The organism is Hydrocarboniphaga effusa AP103 (genome assembly GCF_000271305.1).
GTDB classification, from domain to species: domain Bacteria; phylum Pseudomonadota; class Gammaproteobacteria; order Nevskiales; family Nevskiaceae; genus Hydrocarboniphaga; species Hydrocarboniphaga effusa.
In genome coordinates this window covers 587535-605639 of the sequence record NZ_AKGD01000003.1, presented here as the reverse complement: position 1 = coordinate 605639, position 18105 = coordinate 587535, and the positions used below count along the sequence as shown (strand labels likewise).

Sequence of the window (18105 nt, the reverse complement as noted above, 5' to 3'; positions counted from 1 at the left end):
GTCAACGGAGGCCGATCCATCACGATCCGACTTCCGTTCCCGGGTCTCATCGGCCGGACCGCGCCGGCTCCGGCCGATGAATCACACGATGCAGCTGATGTCCGCTGCTCTTGCTTCCAGTGTGGCGATGAGCGCCGCTTCCAGGCTTACTTCCAGGACAGCGTGCCGACGCCGTTCTTCACCGCGATACTGGTTCCGTACGGCTCGCAGAGTGCCTTGAGGTCGCCGAAGATTTCCTCGACGTCCTTCGGCGTCGCCGGATACGGCTGGCCGCGCTTGGCGCGCGAGGTGCCATAGCCGAGCGCAACCGGATGCAGGCGAATCGACTTGAGCGTGCGGTCCTTGCTGTAGATCACTTCCGGAACCACCGACTGCCAGAACTTGCGATCGGCCGGAAAGCCGACGGTGTCGTTCTTGGTGCGGCCGGCGAAGTAATCACCCGGCAGCGCATCGGCCGGCAGGCCGGTCTTCTCGTAGTTGTCCGAAGGCTGGAACTCGACGAGATCGTTCTCGAAGATGAAGTTGCCGAGCGAATAGAAGATCGGCTTGCCCTTGTAAATCTCGATGCCGCGCAGGATGTGCGGGCCGTGGCCCACCACCATGTCGGCGCCCGCATCGATCATCGCGTGGGCGAACTCTTCGACGAACTCGGCCGGCTTGCTGCGATCGCCGGTGATGCCTTCGTGCGCGTGGATGCTCACGACGACCCAGTCGGCCATCTTGTTCGCATCCTTGACGCTCGCCACGAGTTCCTTCAGATCACGCTCGTTGGCCTTGGTGCTGGTGCCGACCTTGTCGCCGACGACATAGAAGTCTTCGCCGAACTTGAAGCCCTTGTCCGCGCCACCGAGCGTGAAGCTGCTCGGGCCCTTGAGCTGCTTGAGCGTGTCCAGGGTTGCCTGCGGAACCGTGTGCGTGGTTTCGTGGTGCAGCGGGTTCAGGCCCGGGCGACCCCGAATGTCCTTGCGCTGGGCGCCGGCTGCGATTTCATCGGGGAACGACGAAGACAGTCCGATCAGCGCGACGCGGCCCTTGGAGGTGTCGTGATACTTGGGCGAGCGCGCGAGCGCGAGGTTCTCGCCGATGCCCGCGTAGGTGAAGTCGGTCTTGTCGAGCGCTTCCATCGTCTTGCGCATGCCTTCCACGCCGTAGTCGTTGGCGTGGTTATTGGCGGCGCCGAGCAGATCGAAGCCAGCCCACTTGAGTTCGTCGGTGATGAACGCCGGCGAACCCATGTAGGTACCGCCGCTGTGCACGGCCGGCGCTTCGGTGAATCCGTGGATCAGCGTTTCGAAATTGGTGAAAGCGACGTCGGCACCGCGAATGACGCCATAGAGATCGTCTCCACCCGGCACGGCCTGCACCGAGATGCGACGGTTGATGATGGAGTCGCCGGTCAGCGCGAACACCATTTCATCGGATTTGCCCGCAGCGGACTCCCACCCCGGCGAAGGCTTGGCCGCGAGAGCCGACGGTGCCGCCTGCATGAGCGCGGCGCCCACGATCAGATTCGCGAGTACGTTTTTTTTCTGTTTCATGGTCATTGTTCGAAAGTGACTCGAATGATCCGAGTGATGACGGACCGCAAGGAGCTCGTGCGGGAAAGCGGCATCGAACTCCTTGCGGGCGTGGACTGCAAAGTGCGTGGACGACTGCTTAGAACGACTTGGAGAGACGCAGGGTCCAGACGCGACCCACGGCGACGCTGTTGTAGACCGAAGCGTCGTAGCCCGCGACGTGCGTGCTGAGCGGCGGCTTCTCGTCGGTCAGGTTGCGAACGCCGAGGCGGACATTGAGGCCATCGATGAACTGATTGCTCTCGGAGGTGAAGCCCTTCGACAGGAACGCGTTGTAGGTGATCGAATCGTCGATCTTCCAGTAGTGGACGCCGTCGACCGTCTTCACGTAGCTCGGTTCACCCGACCAGCCGCCATCGGCGTCACGGAACAGGCCCAGGTAGGTGGCATCGCTGATCGAAGCCTGGCTATCCGCGTAGGCGCCGATGTAGTAAGCGCTCCAACCTGCCGACCACTGGCCTTCGTTGGAAGCCCACACCATGTTGAACGAACCACGCACACGCGAGTTGCCGTCGAGGCCCAGCTGAGTCGACGAAGCACCGGTCAAACCACCGACACGGCGGAAGCGGCTCAGATAGGTCCAGTCGGTCGAGACATTGACCTTGCCCCACTCGTACGCCGGCAGGTTGTAGGTGATGTTGAAGTCGTAACCGGTGATCTCCGACGAGTTCAGGTTGGAGAACGGCGTCAAGGTGTTGCGCAGCACACCGACCGGAGCCAGCCGGTTGTCCGGGTTGGCGGCGTTGTAGGTAGCGAACGCGGTGCGATCCTCGGCCGTCAGCGCATCGCGGACGATGTACGGGTTACCCGCATAGTTCGCCGTGCCGCTGCCGAGGTCGATCTGATCGATCGGAACGCCGGCGGCGAGCTGCGCGTTCATCGCGGCGAGGAGCAGGTCGCGATCGTTGTTGCGCAGCTGCGATGCATCCGGACCCGCGATCAGACCCTTCTGCTTGATGTTGAAGTAATCGACCGAGAAGCGCAGGCCATCGACGAACGGCACATCGACCACCACGCCCAGCGTCTTGCCCTTGGAGGTTTCGGGATCGAGATCGCTGTTGCCGTTGATCGTCGTCAGGCGCTGGAACTGCAAATCCTGCGTGCCGCCGAGCGGACGACGATACGGATCGTCGTACGATCCCACCGTGGCGCGCGACGGATAATTGGTCATCGCGAGGTTCGGAGCGCGGAAGCCTTCGTTGTACGAGCCGCGGATCATGATCGGCTTGATCGGGCGCCAGTCCAGCGTGAACTTGGGGTTGGTGGTGCTGCCGAAATCGCTGTAGCGCTCGTAACGGACCGACGCACCGAGCGACAGGCTGTGCAGCAACGGGATTTCGTTGAACGGCGCAGCGAGCGGAATGATGGTTTCGGCGAATGCCGCCGCCACCGTGCGATCACCGATGATGTCGCCGACCGGCGATGCCTGCACGAAGTCGTTGTCGGTCGGGGACAGACCCAGATCGTTGCCTTCGCCATTCAGGCCGTGATACTGCGGGCGCGTCAGTTCGTAGTCGTCCCAACGGTGTTCGCCGCCCACTGCCAGCATGACGGGGCCGGCCCACAGATCGACGACTTCGCCCGTCACGCGCGCATCGACGCTCGCGAGGATATTGCGACCCTTCTGGATGAAGTGCTCGGTGAAGGTATCGATTTCCGACTGCGGATTGATGTAGCGCGTCGTCGGCGTGATGACGCCGTTGACGTTGGAGAACTCGTAACCGAACGGGTTGTAGCGCTCCTCGGCCACGGCGCGCTGCAGGTCGCTTTCACGGATGGCGTTGAGGGACACGTCCTCGGTGCCCGAGCGCGAGTACATGCCCGCGGCTTCCCAGTTCCACTTGTCGGTGATGTTGCCGCGGCCGCCGAGCACGAAGCGATAGGCGGTGGTATCGATATCGACCTTCTCGTTGCCCGCATCGACGAAGCGATGCGAGAGGATGGTCACATCCTGCCCGAACGGATTGAACTTGTTGCCCGCCGCGACCACGATCGGCTTGTCGGTGCTGGAGGTGTACGCCACCGGCGGACGCACCATGCGGGACGACGCCGAGTACAGCAGCGCTTCACCGAACAGCGTGAGCTTGTCGTTGACCTGGTAATCGACCTGATTGAACCAGTTGATGCGCGAGGACTGCGGCAGCGCGTAACCGGTGTTCATGTCGTAGTAGTAATCGCGCTGAACGCCCGTGCGCGACGGCGTGACGTTGGTGAGGCTCGCGCCACCCGCCTCGTTCGGCACGAGGTACTGCGTTCCGTTCGCTCCGGCGTAGCGGAAGGAAGGATACGCACCCGACGCGTTGCGATCGAAGAATGGACCGCTGCCGTTGGCGTTGATGAAGCCCGGCCTGGCGCGCGAGGACTTGTCGGAATCGCCCATGATGTCGCCGCTCTCGGTCTCGTCACGATCGAACCAGTCGAGCGTGCTGATCCAGTGCAGCTTGTCATCAAAGTAGAACCCGCCGTGCGTGGCGGTGATACGACGCTCGTCGCCCGAACCGATCTCGGTGATACCGACCTGGGCTTCGATTTCATTGCCGACGAACTTGCGGTCGGCGATGAAGTTGATCACGCCTGCGACCGCGTCGGAGCCGTAGATCGACGAAGCGCCGTCGCGCAGCACGTCGACACGCTCGAGGCCGCGCGCCGGCATCACGTTGGCGTTGACCGACATCGCCGGCACGCCGTTCTCGTTCGTCGAGATGCCGTGAGCAGCCATGCGACGGCCATTGAGCAGCACCAGCGTGCTGCCCGAGCCCAGGCCACGCAACGCAACCGCGGCGATGTCGCCACGCGCACCGGCGCCGCCCTGGGTGGATTCGTTGAGCGGCACGTTGGCAACGGCCGGCAGCGAGGTCAGCAGGTCGACGGGCGAACCGGCGTCACGCAGGTCCATCTCTTCCTTGCTGACCACGGTCACGGGCAGCGCGGCGTCGTCTTCACGACGGATGCTCGAACCCGTGACGATGATTTCTTCGACTTGAACCGACGTGTCGGCCGCGGCGGGGGCCGGGGCTTGAGCGACTTCGGTTTGAGCCACTTCGGTTGCGGATTCTGCAACGGGCGCTTCCTGCGCATGTGCGGCACCGGTGATGACGAGCGCTCCAAGCAGATGCTTGGCCGATCCGGCGGCTACTTTCCAGCTCCGGCCGCCTAGCTCGCTGCGGTCGGAAACAGAGGTTTTCTTCGGTATGAACACAGGACAGCCCCCAAAAATAATGATCGATGGTTCTCAACAGATTTATTGGTTTGATGCCGGCGCATCACTACAGCCACTACCACTACGCAAGAACGAAGCGTCACTGCTGACGTGACGAGTTGCATGAGAGCCAAACCCTTATGCGAACGGGGCTGAGCGCTTTCCCTACGTAGTTCCACCGAAGCCACCCGGCAGAGCATCGTTGGAAAGGAAACCAGCGGCGAATGCGGTCATCTGCATCCGTTGTTGAAAGCCATCGCTCGCTGCCATGTCTCAACGACGATCGGCTACCTCAACCCTTTTTTCACGCTAGCAAGCGGTTTTCAGGCCGACCAATGAAAAAGACGCGAAAGTTCATAACCTGTTGTTATGCACTTGCCCCACTAGGCAACAACCGCGCCCGGTTCTGGTAATCGCCGTTCCATATCGGTGCCGCCCCCACGAGTGACGGCCCGATCAGGTGTACTATTCGATCTGTTTATAGGAATTTACCCGTCCAGGAAGCCCCAGCGACGGTCCTGGAACCGGTACTGTCCCGGTCCGGCCGCGCTATGCGAATTTGTCATGGCCCATGTCGTCGTGCCCGGACTGTCCGTGGCATGAATGCTGCAATTTTCCGATTCACTAAATCGGTGAAATCAATATGGACGCAAAGACGCAATCCTCTGATTTTCCTGTCTCGACCATCGGGACGATGCATCTCCGATACATCGAGATGTTCCAGGCCATCGTGCAGGCGGGCACCCTCACGGATGCCGCCTCGCTGCTCAATATTTCGCAGCCTGCGGCAACCAAGCTGCTGCAGCAGGCCGAGCGGCGCCTGGGCTTCCCCTTGTTCGTGCGGGCCAAGGGTCGCCTGCACCTGACTCCCGAGAGCCAGATGCTCAAGGGCCAGATGGAGCGCATCTTCGATGAGCTGCGCGACCTGCAACGCCTGGCGTCGAACATCGCCCGCGCCGAGAACTATCTGCTGCGCGTGGTGAGCACACCCACGCTGGCGAACGCGATCATCCCGAAGTCGATCACCCGCCTGCGCCGCCAGCTCGGCCAGACCGCGGTCGAACTCTCCACCCAGCACTCCCCGGACATGCTCAAGTCCATCGTGCTGCGCGAGGTCGACGTCGGCTTCACGCTGCAGGAACTCAACCACCCGGACGTGCGCTGCGAGCCGCTGTGCACGGGCTCGCTGGCGATGATCGCGCCGGCCGGCACCTGGAGCCCGCGCGAAGCCTGCATGCCGATCGGCATGGACTATCTGGAAGATGCGCCGATGGTCGGCATCACGACCGCCGACAGCTTCGGCCGCAAGCTGCAGACCCACCTCGAACTGCTCGATCCGCCGCCACGCGTGTCGATCTGGGTGCAGACCTATCAGATCGCCAAGGATCTGGTCTGCAACGGCGAGGGCTTCGCCCTCGTGGATCCGTTCACCGCGGCCAACAGCGGCCCCGAGCTGCAGGTGCGTCTCGTCGAGCCGGCCGTGCCGGTTCCGCTTTACGCGGTCTATCGCATCGACGGTCCGCTCAACAGCGTGCAGCGCAGCTTCATGCAGTGCGTCAAGAGCGTCGCCAGCGACTGCATCGGCGCCATCCAGCCGACGATGCCCAAGCTTGCCCTGGCGCGTTGATCGTCGCCGCCGTCCATACCCTCGGAGTCCTGGACGGCACGGCGCTTCATCGAGCCGCACTTATTTGGTGCACTATCGACGAGGGTAGCCGATCCAGATTGGGAATCCAAATTGGGGCCCTATTTGAGAACCGACTGCGAGAAGATCGGCGAATTCGTATTAAAGTGCTCGTCGGAACCCGAAATCGCCGATAGAGACAGAATTAAATAAAATTTCATGAAATCTCTGTTTCGGGCTCTTTGCGCTCTGACCATCCTTTTTTCGGGTGTGGCGAGCGCGCACGTGGCCAACGAGGCATATCTGACCCTGGAGATACACGAGGCCAGCCTCAGCGGGGAATGGGTAATCAAGCTGGCCGACCTCGGCATCGCCCTGCAGCTCGACGCCAACGGCGACGGTGAGATCAAAGGCGACGAAATCAACGCCCGCAAGGCCGACATCGAAGACTACCTGCGCTCGCACCTGCACGTGGCAGTCGATCAGCTGGAGCTGGGCCTGTCGTTCGATCGCCTGCTGTTCGGCAGCCAGAACGGCGAAGATTTCATTCTGACCCGCATCAAGTCACCGCTTCCCGAGCAGACGCGCGCGCTCGGGGTCGACTACACGCTGTTGTCCGAGCTGAACGCCGGGCACTCCTGCCATCTCAAGATCGTCTGGCCCGACAAGCGTCGCAACAATGCCGTGGTTTCGGCCGCAACCGGCATGCAGACGTTCGCGGCGGACGATGCGCTCGACGGCGGCTTCATGGAGTTCCTGCGTTCCGGCGTCTGGCATATCTGGATCGGCTACGACCACATCCTGTTCTTGCTCGTGCTGCTGATTCCGGCCGTCTATCAGCGCACTCGAGACGGACGCGAGCCGGCTTCCAGCTTCGGCGGCGCCTTGCTGCGCGTCGTGATCATCGTCTCGGCTTTCACGGTCGCACACTCCATCACCCTGAGCTGCGCGATGCTCGACTGGATCCGTCTGCCGGGCCGGTTCGTCGAATCGGCGATCGCGGCGTCGGTGGCGCTCGCAGCACTGCACAACTTCGTGCCGACGACCGCTGGCGGGCGTGGCGCCTGGCTCGCATTCACGTTCGGCCTGCTGCATGGGTTCGGCTTCGCCGGGGCGCTCAGCGAGCTCGATCTGGACGCGGGACCGATCGGACGCACACTGCTCGCATTCAATCTCGGCGTCGAGCTCGGCCAACTCGCGATCGTCGCCGCATTTCTTCCGATCGCATTCGCACTGCGCAGGACCGCGTTCTATCGCATCGGCGTGCTGCACGTGGGCTCCGCCCTCGCCTGCCTGTGCGCCGCCGTCTGGTTCGTACAGCGCGCTTTCGGATAATTTCCTGAGATCAATGATGGGCGCGTAACTGCTCGCCGCCCAGGAGCTTCATCGATGAGTTTCGGCAACCCCTGGTTTTTGCTCGCGCTGGTCTTTCCGCTGATCGCGGCGATCGGCATTCGGCGGCTCACGATGCAGGCGCCCAAGCCACGCTGGCAGGTGATGCGGCGCGTCTCGATTCTCGGAAACCGCGTGCGCTTGGCCTCGCCGCAAGCGATGCGCCCGGCTTTCATCACGCTCGGCGCCATCGCCCTGGTGATCTTCGCGCTCGCCAAGCCGCGCTGGGGCGAGCAGACCGAAGAGATGTTCGTGAACACGCGCGAAGTCATGATCGCGCTCGATCTCTCGCGCAGCATGCTCACCGAGGACGTCGAGCCTTCACGGCTCGAACACGCGCGCAAGATCACCACCGATCTGCTCGACAGCCTCAACGGCGAAAGCGTGGGGCTGGTCGTGTTTTCGGGCACCTCGTTCGTGCAGGTTCCGCTGAGCCCGGATTACCACATCATTCGCGAGTTCCTGCCGATACTCGATACCGATTACCTGCCGCAGGGCGGCACCGACTACACCGGCATGCTGCAGGCGGCGCTCGATGGCTTCAGCGATACGGCCGACACCGATCGCTACCTGATCGTGCTCAGCGACGGCGAGAGCAGCACCGACGGCTGGAATGCCAAGCTCGATGCGCTGGTCGAGCGCGACGTGCACATCGTTTCGATGGGGCTGGGAACCGAGAAAGGCGCGTTCATTCCGGATGGTGAAGGCGGCTATCTCGTCAACGAGGATGGCGACACCATCTACTCCAAGCTCACGACGACGACGCTGGAGGCGATCGCCAAGCGCACCAACGGCAAATACGTCAATGCGAGCTCGCTGAGCGAGATCGGCGATGTCAAGGCGCTGCTCGCCGATACCGTGGAGAAAGGCCGCAAGGGGCGCTTCAACAAGGAATCGGGCAACACGCAGAAGGAGCGTTTCCAGTGGATCCTGCTTCCCGCGATCCTGCTGGGCTTCTACGGCTTGTTCAAGGAGTTTCAGCAGCGCCCGCGTCCGCGTCAGATCCGCCAGAAACAATACGGCTCCAACGGCAACGTCAGATCCGCGCTCGCGATGGGCGTATCGCTTTGCATCGCGATCGCAGCGGGGGCACCCACAGCGCGAGCACACTTCGATACCGATGCCGGCTTCGAGGTGCGCGAAGTCTTCGACAGCAATCCGATCAAGCGCGTGCGCGCGATCACCGAGCATCTCGCGGAGTACGACTACGATGCCTACGACCTGCGCCTGCTCGTCGAGGAAACCATCAAGTACGGACTCGATTCGCAGCGCACCGAAACCGAAGTCTCCGAAGGCGTGATTCGCGATGCGATCGACGCGACCTACCAGGGCGAAAAGCTCGATACCTCCGTCGCCGACTGGAACTACTACCGCAGCCAGCTCACCGCCATGCTCGAGCCGATCGAGAAGGAAGAAGCCAAGCGCGAAGAAGAATCGCAGGCCAAGAAAGAGCAGCTCGACGAAGAGGACAATCCGCCGACGGTCACCGGACAGAGCAGCTCGCAAGCCGCCAGCGATTCGTTCGGCCAGGGCTCGTCCGCCAAGACCGATGCGGCACTCGGTGAACTCACGACGGATCAGAAGCTCGCCCCGCCGCGCCCCAAGAAGCTGCCGCCTCCGCCGAAGCGTGCGCGCATGACCGCCAAAGCCAGCTCGGGCTCTGGCGGCAACGACGTGAGCAACGATCCGATTCTCGCGCTCAACATGAAGCGACTCGAAGACGTGAACAAGAAGGACTCTCCGGGCCGCCTGCATCAGTTGCTCGCCGAGAGCCTCGAACAACAGGACACCAATGCTTTCGACTGGTGATCGACCCGATCACTCGACGAGCGCCCGCCCCGATCATCATCAGACCACTGTGACCATGACCTTTTTCGCCAGTGCTCGCGACCACCTGAAACCCTGGCTGCTCTGCGGCAGTCTGTTGTGCACTTCAATGGCGCACCATTCGATTGCGGCCGCTGCGGACGAAGCCGCGACAGCGACAGCGAACACGAGCGAGAGCAGCATCGCCACCGCCGAGGCGCCGCCACCCGTGCACTACGACGCCTTGCCGCTCGGCAGCAACGGTCGCACACCCGCCGCACTCGATCCGGCCTGGCTGTTGCTGCTCGCGCTCGTGCTGCCCGCCGCGACCTGGGTCGGCATGGCCTGGAAGCGAGCGCTCGACGAAGATCCGACACGCCTGCGCCGCTCCGGAGTGCGCGAGCTGCGCAAGCTGCTCGCCAGAATGCGTCGAGCCCCTGGCACGCCGGAGCCGCAGTATCTGCACGCCTGGCTGCGCGCCACGGCGCGCACCTGGGGCGTCGGCGTTTCCGCGCCGACCGGCAAGCAGGTCACGCAGGCCACGCTTTCGCTCACGGGCGACGAAGCAGTGACGCGCAACTGGCGCGAGCTCTGGCAGGCCACCGAGCGCGGGCTGTTCGCCGCTGGCGGACGGACGCCGAATGGCTGGCTCGACGAAGCCTCCAGAGCCGCGGCCGCCGTCGTGCCGCCGCGTCGCGAACGCCTGTTCCCGAATCGCCTCGCCTACTGGATTCCATCGCTCGCCGCCGCCACGCTTACGCTGAGCTGCTTCATGAGCGTGCAGCCCGCCCGCGCGGACGTCGATGAAGCCGCTGCCGCGATCGTCGATCTGACCACGGCGAACGAAGCCGCGCTCAAGGCGCTCGAAGCCAACTGGAACGATTGGGCCGCGCACTACAACGTCGCCGCCTACAACATCCAGCACGAAAACTGGAACGCCGCGATCGCGCATGCCACCGCCTCGTTCCTGCTCAATCCGTCGGCGAAGGAAACACGCGACAACCTGCGCTATGCGATCACGCAGGCGCAGACCATGGATTCGACGCTGAGGCCGATGCTGTTCGGCAGCTGGTACCAGCGCATTCCGGTGCTGCTTTCGGCCTCGGGCTGGCAACGGCTCGGCTTATTCGCGGGCCTGCTGCTCACCGCAGGTCTCACGGCCCTGGTGTTGTCGATCTACCTGCCGATGCGCAAACCGCTGCTGATCGGCGGAGGCGGCGGCCTCGCAGCAGGCTTGATCGTGATGACGGTGGCGATCAGCAGCTGGAACGCCTACGGCAAGCTGCACGACGCGACCGCCTGCATTCTGCTGCAGCCGATCAATCTGAGCCCGGCGCCGACCGATCTGGTCCCGCGCGAAGAAACCTCGCCCGCCAACGCCGGCACCATCGTGCAGACGCGCCGCAGCTTTTTGACCTGGTCGCAGATCGCCGTGGATCAGGATCATGTCGGCTGGGTGCGCCGCACGGCGGTGATGCCGCTTTACGCGCGCGCTTCGTAAAGATTCTCGGCTATTAAAAGGGCCGCGGAAATGCGGCCCTTTTTCATTGCGGCAGCTGCAACTTCAGCCTGCCAGCAAACTGCAGAACCGCTCGATCGCGACATTGCCGCCACTGATGATGACGCCCACACGCTTGCCCTGAATCTGCGCCTTCATTCGGCGTGCGACCGCCAGCCCCAGGCAACCGGTCGGCTCGACGATAAGCTTCATCGTCGACGCGAATGTACGCATGGCGTCGACAAGTTCGTCGTCGGTCGCGGTGATCACGTCGTCGACGTCGCGGCGAATGATCGGAAACGTGTAATGACCGAGATGCTGCGTCTGCGCACCGTCGGCGATCGTCTTCGGTGTTTCGATGTGCACGATCTCGCCTGAGCGAAACGATTGCTGGCCGTCGTTGCCGGCTTCGGGCTCGCAGCCGTAGACCTTGCAGTCCGGCGCGAGCGCACGAGCGGACAAGGCCGAGCCCGACAGCAGGCCACCACCGCCGAGGCTCACGAACAAGGCATCGAGCGGCCCGACGTCTTCGAACAGTTCCTTGGCCGCCGTGCCCTGCCCCGCGATCACGTCCGGATGATCGTAGGGCGGAATCAGCGTCATGCCGCGCTCCTGGGCGAGCTCGCGCCCGATCCGCTCGCGATCTTCGGTATAGCGGTTGTAGATCAGCACGCTCGCACCGTAGCCCTGGGTTGCCGCGATCTTGTTCGGCGGCGCGTCATGCGGCATCACGATGGTCGCGGGCATGCCGAGCAGCCGCGCGGACAGCGCGATCGCCTGCGCATGATTGCCCGACGAGAACGCGACCACGCCTGCCCTGCGCTGGCGCTCGTCGAACTGCGAAAGCGCGTTGACCGCACCGCGAAACTTGAACGCGCCGATGCGCTGCAGGTTCTCGCACTTGAAGAACAGCTCGGCCCCGATCTCCGCGTCGAGCAGGCGCGACCGCATCACCGGCGTTCGGTGCGCGTAGCCCTGCAAGCGCGCCGAAGCCGCAACGACATCCTGATAGGTGGGCAAACCAAGCATGCTCATGTGACGACTCGATATGGGCGTGGCGACATCATCTCATTTGTCATTCCCGCGTAGGCGGGAATCGCCGCTCCAAACAAAAACGGCGCGAACCCGAAAGTTCGCGCCGCCTTCAATCAACGTTACGACTCGCTCAAGCGCTTACTTCTTTGCCGGATAGACGATGCTCTTGTTGTACGGATAGAAGGTGTTGAGCTTCAGATGCTGGTACTTCAGACCTTCGAGGCGAACCGTGCCGAGGAAGGGCTGATCCGGCTCGACGAGCAGGATCGTCGGCGCGAAGCCGTTGTCGTCGTAGCCGCGACGGAAGTGCACGCGCGACTTGATCGCGAAGCCCTTGAAGTCCTTGATGTTGATGCCGAGGTTCATGAAATCTTCGGGATCGGTGTTCTGGTGCAGGTAGGGGCTGATGATCAGCACGTTGCCGTCACCGAACTTGACGCTGACCCAGAGCTGCGAGGACGCAGCGCTGCCGCGACGGCCCAGGCCGCCGCTGACGGTGTTGACGGTGCCGACCACGCGCACCGGGTCACCGGCCGATTCGTCGAGCTTGCCACCGACCATCATGTCGAACTTGTCGCCGACCTTGACGCCTTTCTTGCGCAGCTCTTCGATCACGTCGTTGTCGGCCACAGTGCCGATCAGCGTCTTGCTGAGCTTCTGGTCGATGACCTGCTTGAGCAGCCAGGTCGCGGCGCCCGAACGGTCGCTGTGATCGGCCAGCACGAACGGCGTCTTGCCCTTGGCGATCGCTTCCTTGGCGAGCTTCACGCCTTCGGTCATCGAATAGACCTTGGTGCCCGAGACCAGCTGCTCGCGCAAGCGCCAGGCGGTGTTCGCCATGTCGTCGGCGATCTTGTTCGCCAGCTCCGGATCGCCGTTGGTCATCACCTGGAAGGTCATGCCCGCGTCGACCACGTCGGCGAACGCGAAGCCGTAGTAGAAGTTCACGTAGACGTCCGGCGAGCGCGCTTCCCAGACCAGCGCACGCTGCACCAGATCCATCCACGGCGAGGCGCCCGTCCACTGCAGCACCGAGGCCGTGATGATCGGCGGCTTGCGCGTCGCGGTCGTCGGCTTGTAGTCGCCGCGGATCGAGCGGATCAGCGTGCGCGCAGCGCGTTCGCCCTGCAGCGATCCGTCATAGTGCGGGTAGTACTTGATCGTGAACGCGAGGTTCGCGTACTTGAGGAACTCGTCGTCCTCGTTTCCGTGCGGGTCGAAAGTGCCGACGATGTAAGCCTTGGGACCAATGGCTTCGCGCACGCGCCGCGCGATCACCGCTTCGGGCTTGGCGACGTCCTTCACGCCCATGGCGCCGTGCAGCGACAGGTAGGCGCCGTCGAACGGGCCTTGCGCCTTGAGGTCCTTGATCATGTTGTCGACGAAGTGATCGAAGGCCTCCTTGGTGATCCAGCCCGAGCCCGAGCCCTTCTTCGAACCGAGCGGCGATTCGATGCCGACGAGTTCGACGTTCGCATGCTCGCGCGCCACCTTCACGAAGCCGCCGATGTAGCCGTTGGGCGACGATTCGAGCAGCGCTTCACCACGGGCCGGCGAACCTTCGTAGATGAAGTCGTTGGTGGTGGTCTCGTACGGCAGGAAGGTCACCGTCTCGTGCGAGAACTGCATGACTGCAATACGGATCGGCTTCTGATTGGACCCGGTGGAGGAGGATGCTGCCTTCTTCGCCGTCTGTTGAGCTTCGGCGGCGAAGGGCAACATCGACAACACGCTCAGTGCGAGCGTAAATATCGCGCGTCTGGAAATGGCCATTGGATATCCTTGTTTCAATGTTGAATCTTGTTGACGGCATCGAACCGACTACCGGATTTCTGTCGTACCGCTCAGGCGATCGCCTGCTCCTGCCCAGGCCGATAGTTGGCGGCATAAAGCCCCAGGCCCATCAGCGCAATGCCCAGCAAGGCGAACATGTAGAACGCCTCGTGACTCACGAGCGGAGGCGGTGCATCGAAGTCCACCTTGGCCGCTTGATTGATCTTCTCGAATGCCTCGGCAACGCCGTTCTGGTCCGTGGCGCGGAAGAACGCGCCACCAGTGGTTTCGGCGATGTCGCGCAACAGCAGCACGTCGATGTCGGACTCGCGCATTTCGATACCCGTGCGGTTGCCCTGGTAATCGTAGATCGGCATCGGCACCTTGCCTTCGGCACCTGCCGCGATCGTGTAGACGGCCACCGATTCGTCGGCCGCGAACTTCGCCGCCTGACGCGGATCGAGCGACCCCTTGTTGCTCGATCCATCGGTCAGCAACACGATGAAAGCGCCTTCTCGCGGCTGTTCGTTTTCCTTCCAGCCTTCGGCCAGACGCTTGAGCGAAACGCCGATCGCGTCGCCGATGGCGGTGCCGTCTTCGATCAGGCCGATCGACAGCCGCGAGGTCTGCTTGCGCAGCCATTCGTGATCGAAAGTCAGCGGTGCGAAGGTGTAAGCGCGACCCGCGAACGTGACGATGCCCACGCGGTCGTCCGGACGTTCGTTGATGAAAGCCGAGATGATCGGCTTGATCGCCTGCAGGCGATTGATGAACACGTCGCCGCGCTGGAAATCTTCGGCGTACATGCTGGTGGACAGGTCGATGGCGATGATGAAGTCGTAGCCGCTCTTCCTGTGATCCTTCATCGGCTCGAGAAACTGCGGCCGCGCCATGGCGACGATCAGCAGCGCCAGCCCCGCGTAGACGCAGAGCACCGGCCAGGCTGCGGTCGGCGTGGTGCCGGGCGCATGCCACTCAGCCGCACTCGGAACGACGAGCGCGGTGACGCTGCGACGGCGGCGCAACAGGGCCGTCAGCGGCAGCAGCGCGAGCAGGCACAGCCAAAGCGGATCGTGGAAAGTCCAGCCTGTCATGGCGTTGGCGAAATCTCAGGCTCGGATGCCGTGATGCGAATGGCGATGGAAGTAGCGGACCAGCGTGTCGAGCGAATCGTCGGAGTTGTTGACCTGCAGACGATCATCGAGCTGCGGGAACAGATCGTCGAAGTAGGCGTCGCGCCGGTCGCGCCAACGCGCATGCGCTGCCTGCTCGGCCGGCGACGAGGTGTTGATCGACACCAGCCGACCCTGCAACGGATCGTAGGCGGTGAAGTTGGCGCGTTCGGGCAGCTTGCGGTCCCAGGGATCGTCGGCGCGCACGCCGACGGTCTGATAGCGCTGCTGCAGGCCCTTCCAGCCTGTGGGCTGCTCATCGGTGGCGGTGAACGGTCCGAACCACAGCAGGATGCTGCCCTTGGGCGCGATCGTGCGCAGGAACTGCCAGGGCAGCTTGCACTCCGACGGACCATCGAGCGGAGGCGGCTCCTGGCTCAGCAGGCGCGATGCCGTGCGCATCACGCCTTTGTGTCCCGGCAGCGGCTTCTGATACCAGGAAGTGACCGGCGAGCTGTACAGCAACCCAACGCGATCGCGATTGATCGAACCCACCAGCATCAGCAGCGCGGCCATCTCGAGCAGCGTATCGCGTCGCGTGCGGCCCGCGGAGCCGAACTGCAACGCGGGCGAATCTTCGAACAGGAAGATCAGCGCGAGCTCGCGCTCTTCGACGAACTTCTTGCGATACGGCTCGCCGAGACGCGCAGTGACGTTCCAGTCGATGTCGCGAAGATCGTCGCCCCACTGATATTTGACGACTTGGTCGAACTCCATTCCACGGCCGCGGAACGACGAGCGATAATCGCCCGTCAGGCTCGTGTTGACCGCGTGACGAACGCGCCATTCGAGCCGCCGCAACACCGCCGGAGACGCGCTCGGCAGCGAGGCGGGAGCCGTCGCGGACGCGGTCGAATGGGGCACGGAACCGATCACGGAGCTGATCACCGGCTCAGGCCGCAGCCTTGGCCGTCTCGGGAACCGCGGTCTTCTTGAGAATCTCGGCCAGTACCGCGTCGGCGCTCAAACCGCTGGCTTCGGCCTCATACGTCAGGCCGATGCGATGACGCATGACATCCGCGAACACCGCCTGCACCATCGCCGGCGTGACGAAATCCGAACCGTGCAGCCAGGCCAGCGCCTTGCTCGCCTGGAACAAGCCCAGGCAGGCGCGCGGCGAAGCGCCATAGGTCAGCGTGCGCAGCGCGCCGGGCGTGGCGCCCTTGCCGGCCGCGATGTCGCGCGTCGCTCGCACCAGCGTGACCACGTAGGCCTGGACCGATTCGGCCATGTGCACGGCATCGACCTGTCCGCGCAGACTCAGCAGCTCTTCACCGCTCGACACCGCGAACAGCTCGGGCTTGCTCGTCACGTAGCCCCAGCGACGCACCATCTCGATTTCTTCTTCGACGCTCGGGTAGTCGAGCAGCAGCTTGAAGAGGAAGCGATCGAGCTGCGCTTCGGGCAAGGGATAGGTGCCCTCCTGCTCGACCGGGTTCTGCGTCGCCATCACCAGGAAGGGCTTGGGCAGCGCATACGTCGAGCCGCCGAGCGTCACCTGGCGCTCCTGCATCGCTTCGAGCAGCGCGCTCTGCACCTTGGCCGGCGCGCGGTTGATCTCGTCCGCGAGCACGAGGTTCGCGAAGATCGGGCCGAGATGCGGCGAGAACTTACCGTCGCCCGGCGAATACACCATCGTGCCGACGATGTCGCTCGGAAGAAGATCGGGCGTGAACTGGATGCGCTCGAAGTTCACGCCGAGCGAATCGGCGAGCGACTTCACAAGCAGCGTCTTGGCCAGACCCGGCATGCCCTCGAGCAGCACATGACCGCCGGTCAGCAATGCGATCTGCAGGCGCTCGATGATGTGCAACTGACCGAGAACGGCCTTGCCGATCTCGGTCGACAGCTGGGAGGCCCACTGCGCTCCGACGGAAGCGCTCGATACGGTTTCAATGGAAGTTGCGCTCATCGGTGTTGAGTGTCGTTACGAAGCGAATGCAGGGGGCATGACGAGGCCAGGGGCTTTTGCATGCACAGGGAGAAGCGATCGAAAGCAGCCACTGGTCGGCTGTCTTCAAGATTGGATTCATCGTAAAGATATGAAGCGGAAACTACAGGAGCTAATGAATTGATCCAGAGTCCGCATAACTGGAGGTTATGCAGGATGTGGCGAGCTCGTCGGGGCTTGCGACACAGCCCCGCCCCGTAAGCTCCGGGCGCGGATAACAGGCGGATCGGAAAAAGATTTTCTTGCGCACTCGATTACCACAGCAATAAGCAAACCAGGCAGGTAATCGAGCGTTTTCTGCGTACCTTTACGGAGCAGAGGCGAACGGCAGAACGCACCTGCGCCGCATGTGGCTTACGACGATGTCAGCTGGCAGCGTCCAAGCTTACGGCGCCGTCAGCGCGGCGCCTTTCTGGCGGGCAGGCGCACGTTGACGTGATCGCCATCGTGGTGGTGATGGGAATGGCCGTGATGGTGGTGGCCCTTGCTCGCGCTCACCGGAACCAGATTCACCTTGCCGTGCTGAACGCCACGTTCGGCGATCATGCCTTCGGCCTGTTCACGCACGCGGCCGACTTCACCCCGCAGCAGCGTGACTTCCAGGCACTGATCCGCATCGAGATGCACATGCAGCGTCGAGACCGCGAGATCGTAGTGCGCATGCTGATCTTCGGTGAGCCGGCGACCGAGCTCGCGCTGGTGGTGATCGTAGGTGTACGACACGCAGGCCACGCATTCGCCCGAAGCGATCGTCTCGCCCAGCGCTTCCTCGCCTAGGCGGTTGCGCAGCAAATCGCGAACCGCCTCGGAGCGATTCTCGTAACGATGCTTGCGAATCCATTCATCAAACTTCTCGGCCAGAGAGTCCTCGAGCGAGATCGTGTAGCGCTGCATGCAAAGCCTTCCGTCGACCGGAGTTGAAGATGACCACAGGAGGGAATTAGACACGAGCCCGAGCCGACCTGCAGCGGTCGCTGGCGCGGCGACCGATAACGCCCGGTTATGTCCGCCATCCGATGTTTCATTTGTACGGAGCTGACACACAAATTCAATATGAAGAAGGCATCATTCTTCATAC

Annotated in this window: 12 protein-coding genes; 4 read left to right on the top strand and 8 right to left on the bottom strand. The window is 63.1% G+C overall.

The genetic code is table 11. The features are described 5' to 3' along the window. Positions 1-146 precede the first annotated feature (146 nt). A complete protein-coding gene (locus WQQ_RS18990) occupies positions 147-1538 on the bottom strand; it encodes a CapA family protein (RefSeq protein WP_157534777.1) in 1392 nt (463 codons plus the stop codon). 118 nt (positions 1539-1656) lie between these two features. Continuing rightward, complete coding sequence (locus WQQ_RS18985) at positions 1657-4617, bottom strand: TonB-dependent receptor domain-containing protein (RefSeq protein WP_157534776.1); 2961 nt, start codon at positions 4615-4617, stop codon at positions 1657-1659. A gap of 853 nt (positions 4618-5470) precedes the next feature. Between WQQ_RS18985 and WQQ_RS18980 the strand changes: the two genes are divergently transcribed. The 4 genes from WQQ_RS18980 to WQQ_RS18965 all read left to right on the top strand — a co-directional run bounded on the left by WQQ_RS18980 (position 5471) and on the right by WQQ_RS18965 (position 11099). Further along, complete coding sequence (locus WQQ_RS18980; protein WP_050997766.1) at positions 5471-6403, top strand: LysR family transcriptional regulator; 933 nt, start codon at positions 5471-5473, stop codon at positions 6401-6403. A gap of 282 nt (positions 6404-6685) precedes the next feature. Further along, on the top strand, positions 6686-7735 hold the full coding sequence (locus tag WQQ_RS18975; protein ID WP_007186877.1) for a HupE/UreJ family protein: 1050 nt from the start codon (positions 6686-6688) through the stop codon (positions 7733-7735). A 54-nt stretch (positions 7736-7789) separates the two neighbouring features. Continuing rightward, positions 7790-9601: a vWA domain-containing protein gene (locus WQQ_RS18970; protein ID WP_007186876.1), complete on the top strand. Its 1812-nt coding sequence runs from the start codon at positions 7790-7792 to the stop codon at positions 9599-9601. A gap of 55 nt (positions 9602-9656) precedes the next feature. Continuing rightward, on the top strand, positions 9657-11099 hold the full coding sequence (locus WQQ_RS18965; protein WP_157534775.1) for a hypothetical protein: 1443 nt from the start codon (positions 9657-9659) through the stop codon (positions 11097-11099). Between the two features lie 63 nt (positions 11100-11162). On the opposite strand, the gene WQQ_RS18960 is transcribed toward WQQ_RS18965, so the two are convergent. The 6 genes from WQQ_RS18960 to nikR all read right to left on the bottom strand — a co-directional run bounded on the left by WQQ_RS18960 (position 11163) and on the right by nikR (position 17921). Continuing rightward, a complete protein-coding gene (locus tag WQQ_RS18960; RefSeq protein WP_007186874.1) occupies positions 11163-12131 on the bottom strand; it encodes a threo-3-hydroxy-L-aspartate ammonia-lyase in 969 nt (322 codons plus the stop codon). Between the two features lie 138 nt (positions 12132-12269). Next, the gene (locus tag WQQ_RS18955; protein WP_040455109.1) at positions 12270-13775 is read right to left on the bottom strand and encodes a M81 family metallopeptidase; all 1506 of its coding nucleotides are present in this window, start codon (positions 13773-13775) and stop codon (positions 12270-12272) included. 200 nt (positions 13776-13975) lie between these two features. Then, a complete protein-coding gene (locus WQQ_RS18950) occupies positions 13976-14998 on the bottom strand; it encodes a VWA domain-containing protein (RefSeq protein WP_007186872.1) in 1023 nt (340 codons plus the stop codon). A gap of 15 nt (positions 14999-15013) precedes the next feature. Further along, the gene (locus WQQ_RS18945; RefSeq protein ID WP_040455107.1) at positions 15014-15940 is read right to left on the bottom strand and encodes a DUF58 domain-containing protein; all 927 of its coding nucleotides are present in this window, start codon (positions 15938-15940) and stop codon (positions 15014-15016) included. Positions 15941-15968: 28 nt separating this feature from the next. After that, positions 15969-16988: an AAA family ATPase gene (locus WQQ_RS18940; RefSeq protein WP_007186870.1), complete on the bottom strand. Its 1020-nt coding sequence runs from the start codon at positions 16986-16988 to the stop codon at positions 15969-15971. Positions 16989-17423: 435 nt separating this feature from the next. After that, entirely contained in the window at positions 17424-17921 is a 498-nt protein-coding gene (gene nikR, locus WQQ_RS18935) for a nickel-responsive transcriptional regulator NikR (RefSeq protein WP_007186869.1), read from the bottom strand. Between the last annotated feature and the right edge of the window lie 184 nt (positions 17922-18105).

Excerpts from the sequence above, each read along its gene's own strand:
- WQQ_RS18990 (WP_157534777.1), bottom strand. The coding sequence starts at position 1,538 with ATGAAACAGAAAAAAAACGTACTCGCGAATCTGATCGTGGGCGCCGCG.
- WQQ_RS18980 (WP_050997766.1), top strand. The coding sequence starts at position 5,471 with ATGCATCTCCGATACATCGAGATGTTCCAGGCCATCGTGCAGGCGGGC.
- WQQ_RS18970 (WP_007186876.1), top strand. The coding sequence starts at position 7,790 with ATGAGTTTCGGCAACCCCTGGTTTTTGCTCGCGCTGGTCTTTCCGCTG.
- WQQ_RS18965 (WP_157534775.1), top strand. The coding sequence starts at position 9,657 with ATGACCTTTTTCGCCAGTGCTCGCGACCACCTGAAACCCTGGCTGCTC.
- WQQ_RS18960 (WP_007186874.1), bottom strand. The coding sequence starts at position 12,131 with ATGAGCATGCTTGGTTTGCCCACCTATCAGGATGTCGTTGCGGCTTCG.
- WQQ_RS18950 (WP_007186872.1), bottom strand. The coding sequence starts at position 14,998 with ATGACAGGCTGGACTTTCCACGATCCGCTTTGGCTGTGCCTGCTCGCG.
- WQQ_RS18940 (WP_007186870.1), bottom strand. The coding sequence starts at position 16,988 with ATGAGCGCAACTTCCATTGAAACCGTATCGAGCGCTTCCGTCGGAGCG.
- nikR (WP_007186869.1), bottom strand. The coding sequence starts at position 17,921 with ATGCAGCGCTACACGATCTCGCTCGAGGACTCTCTGGCCGAGAAGTTT.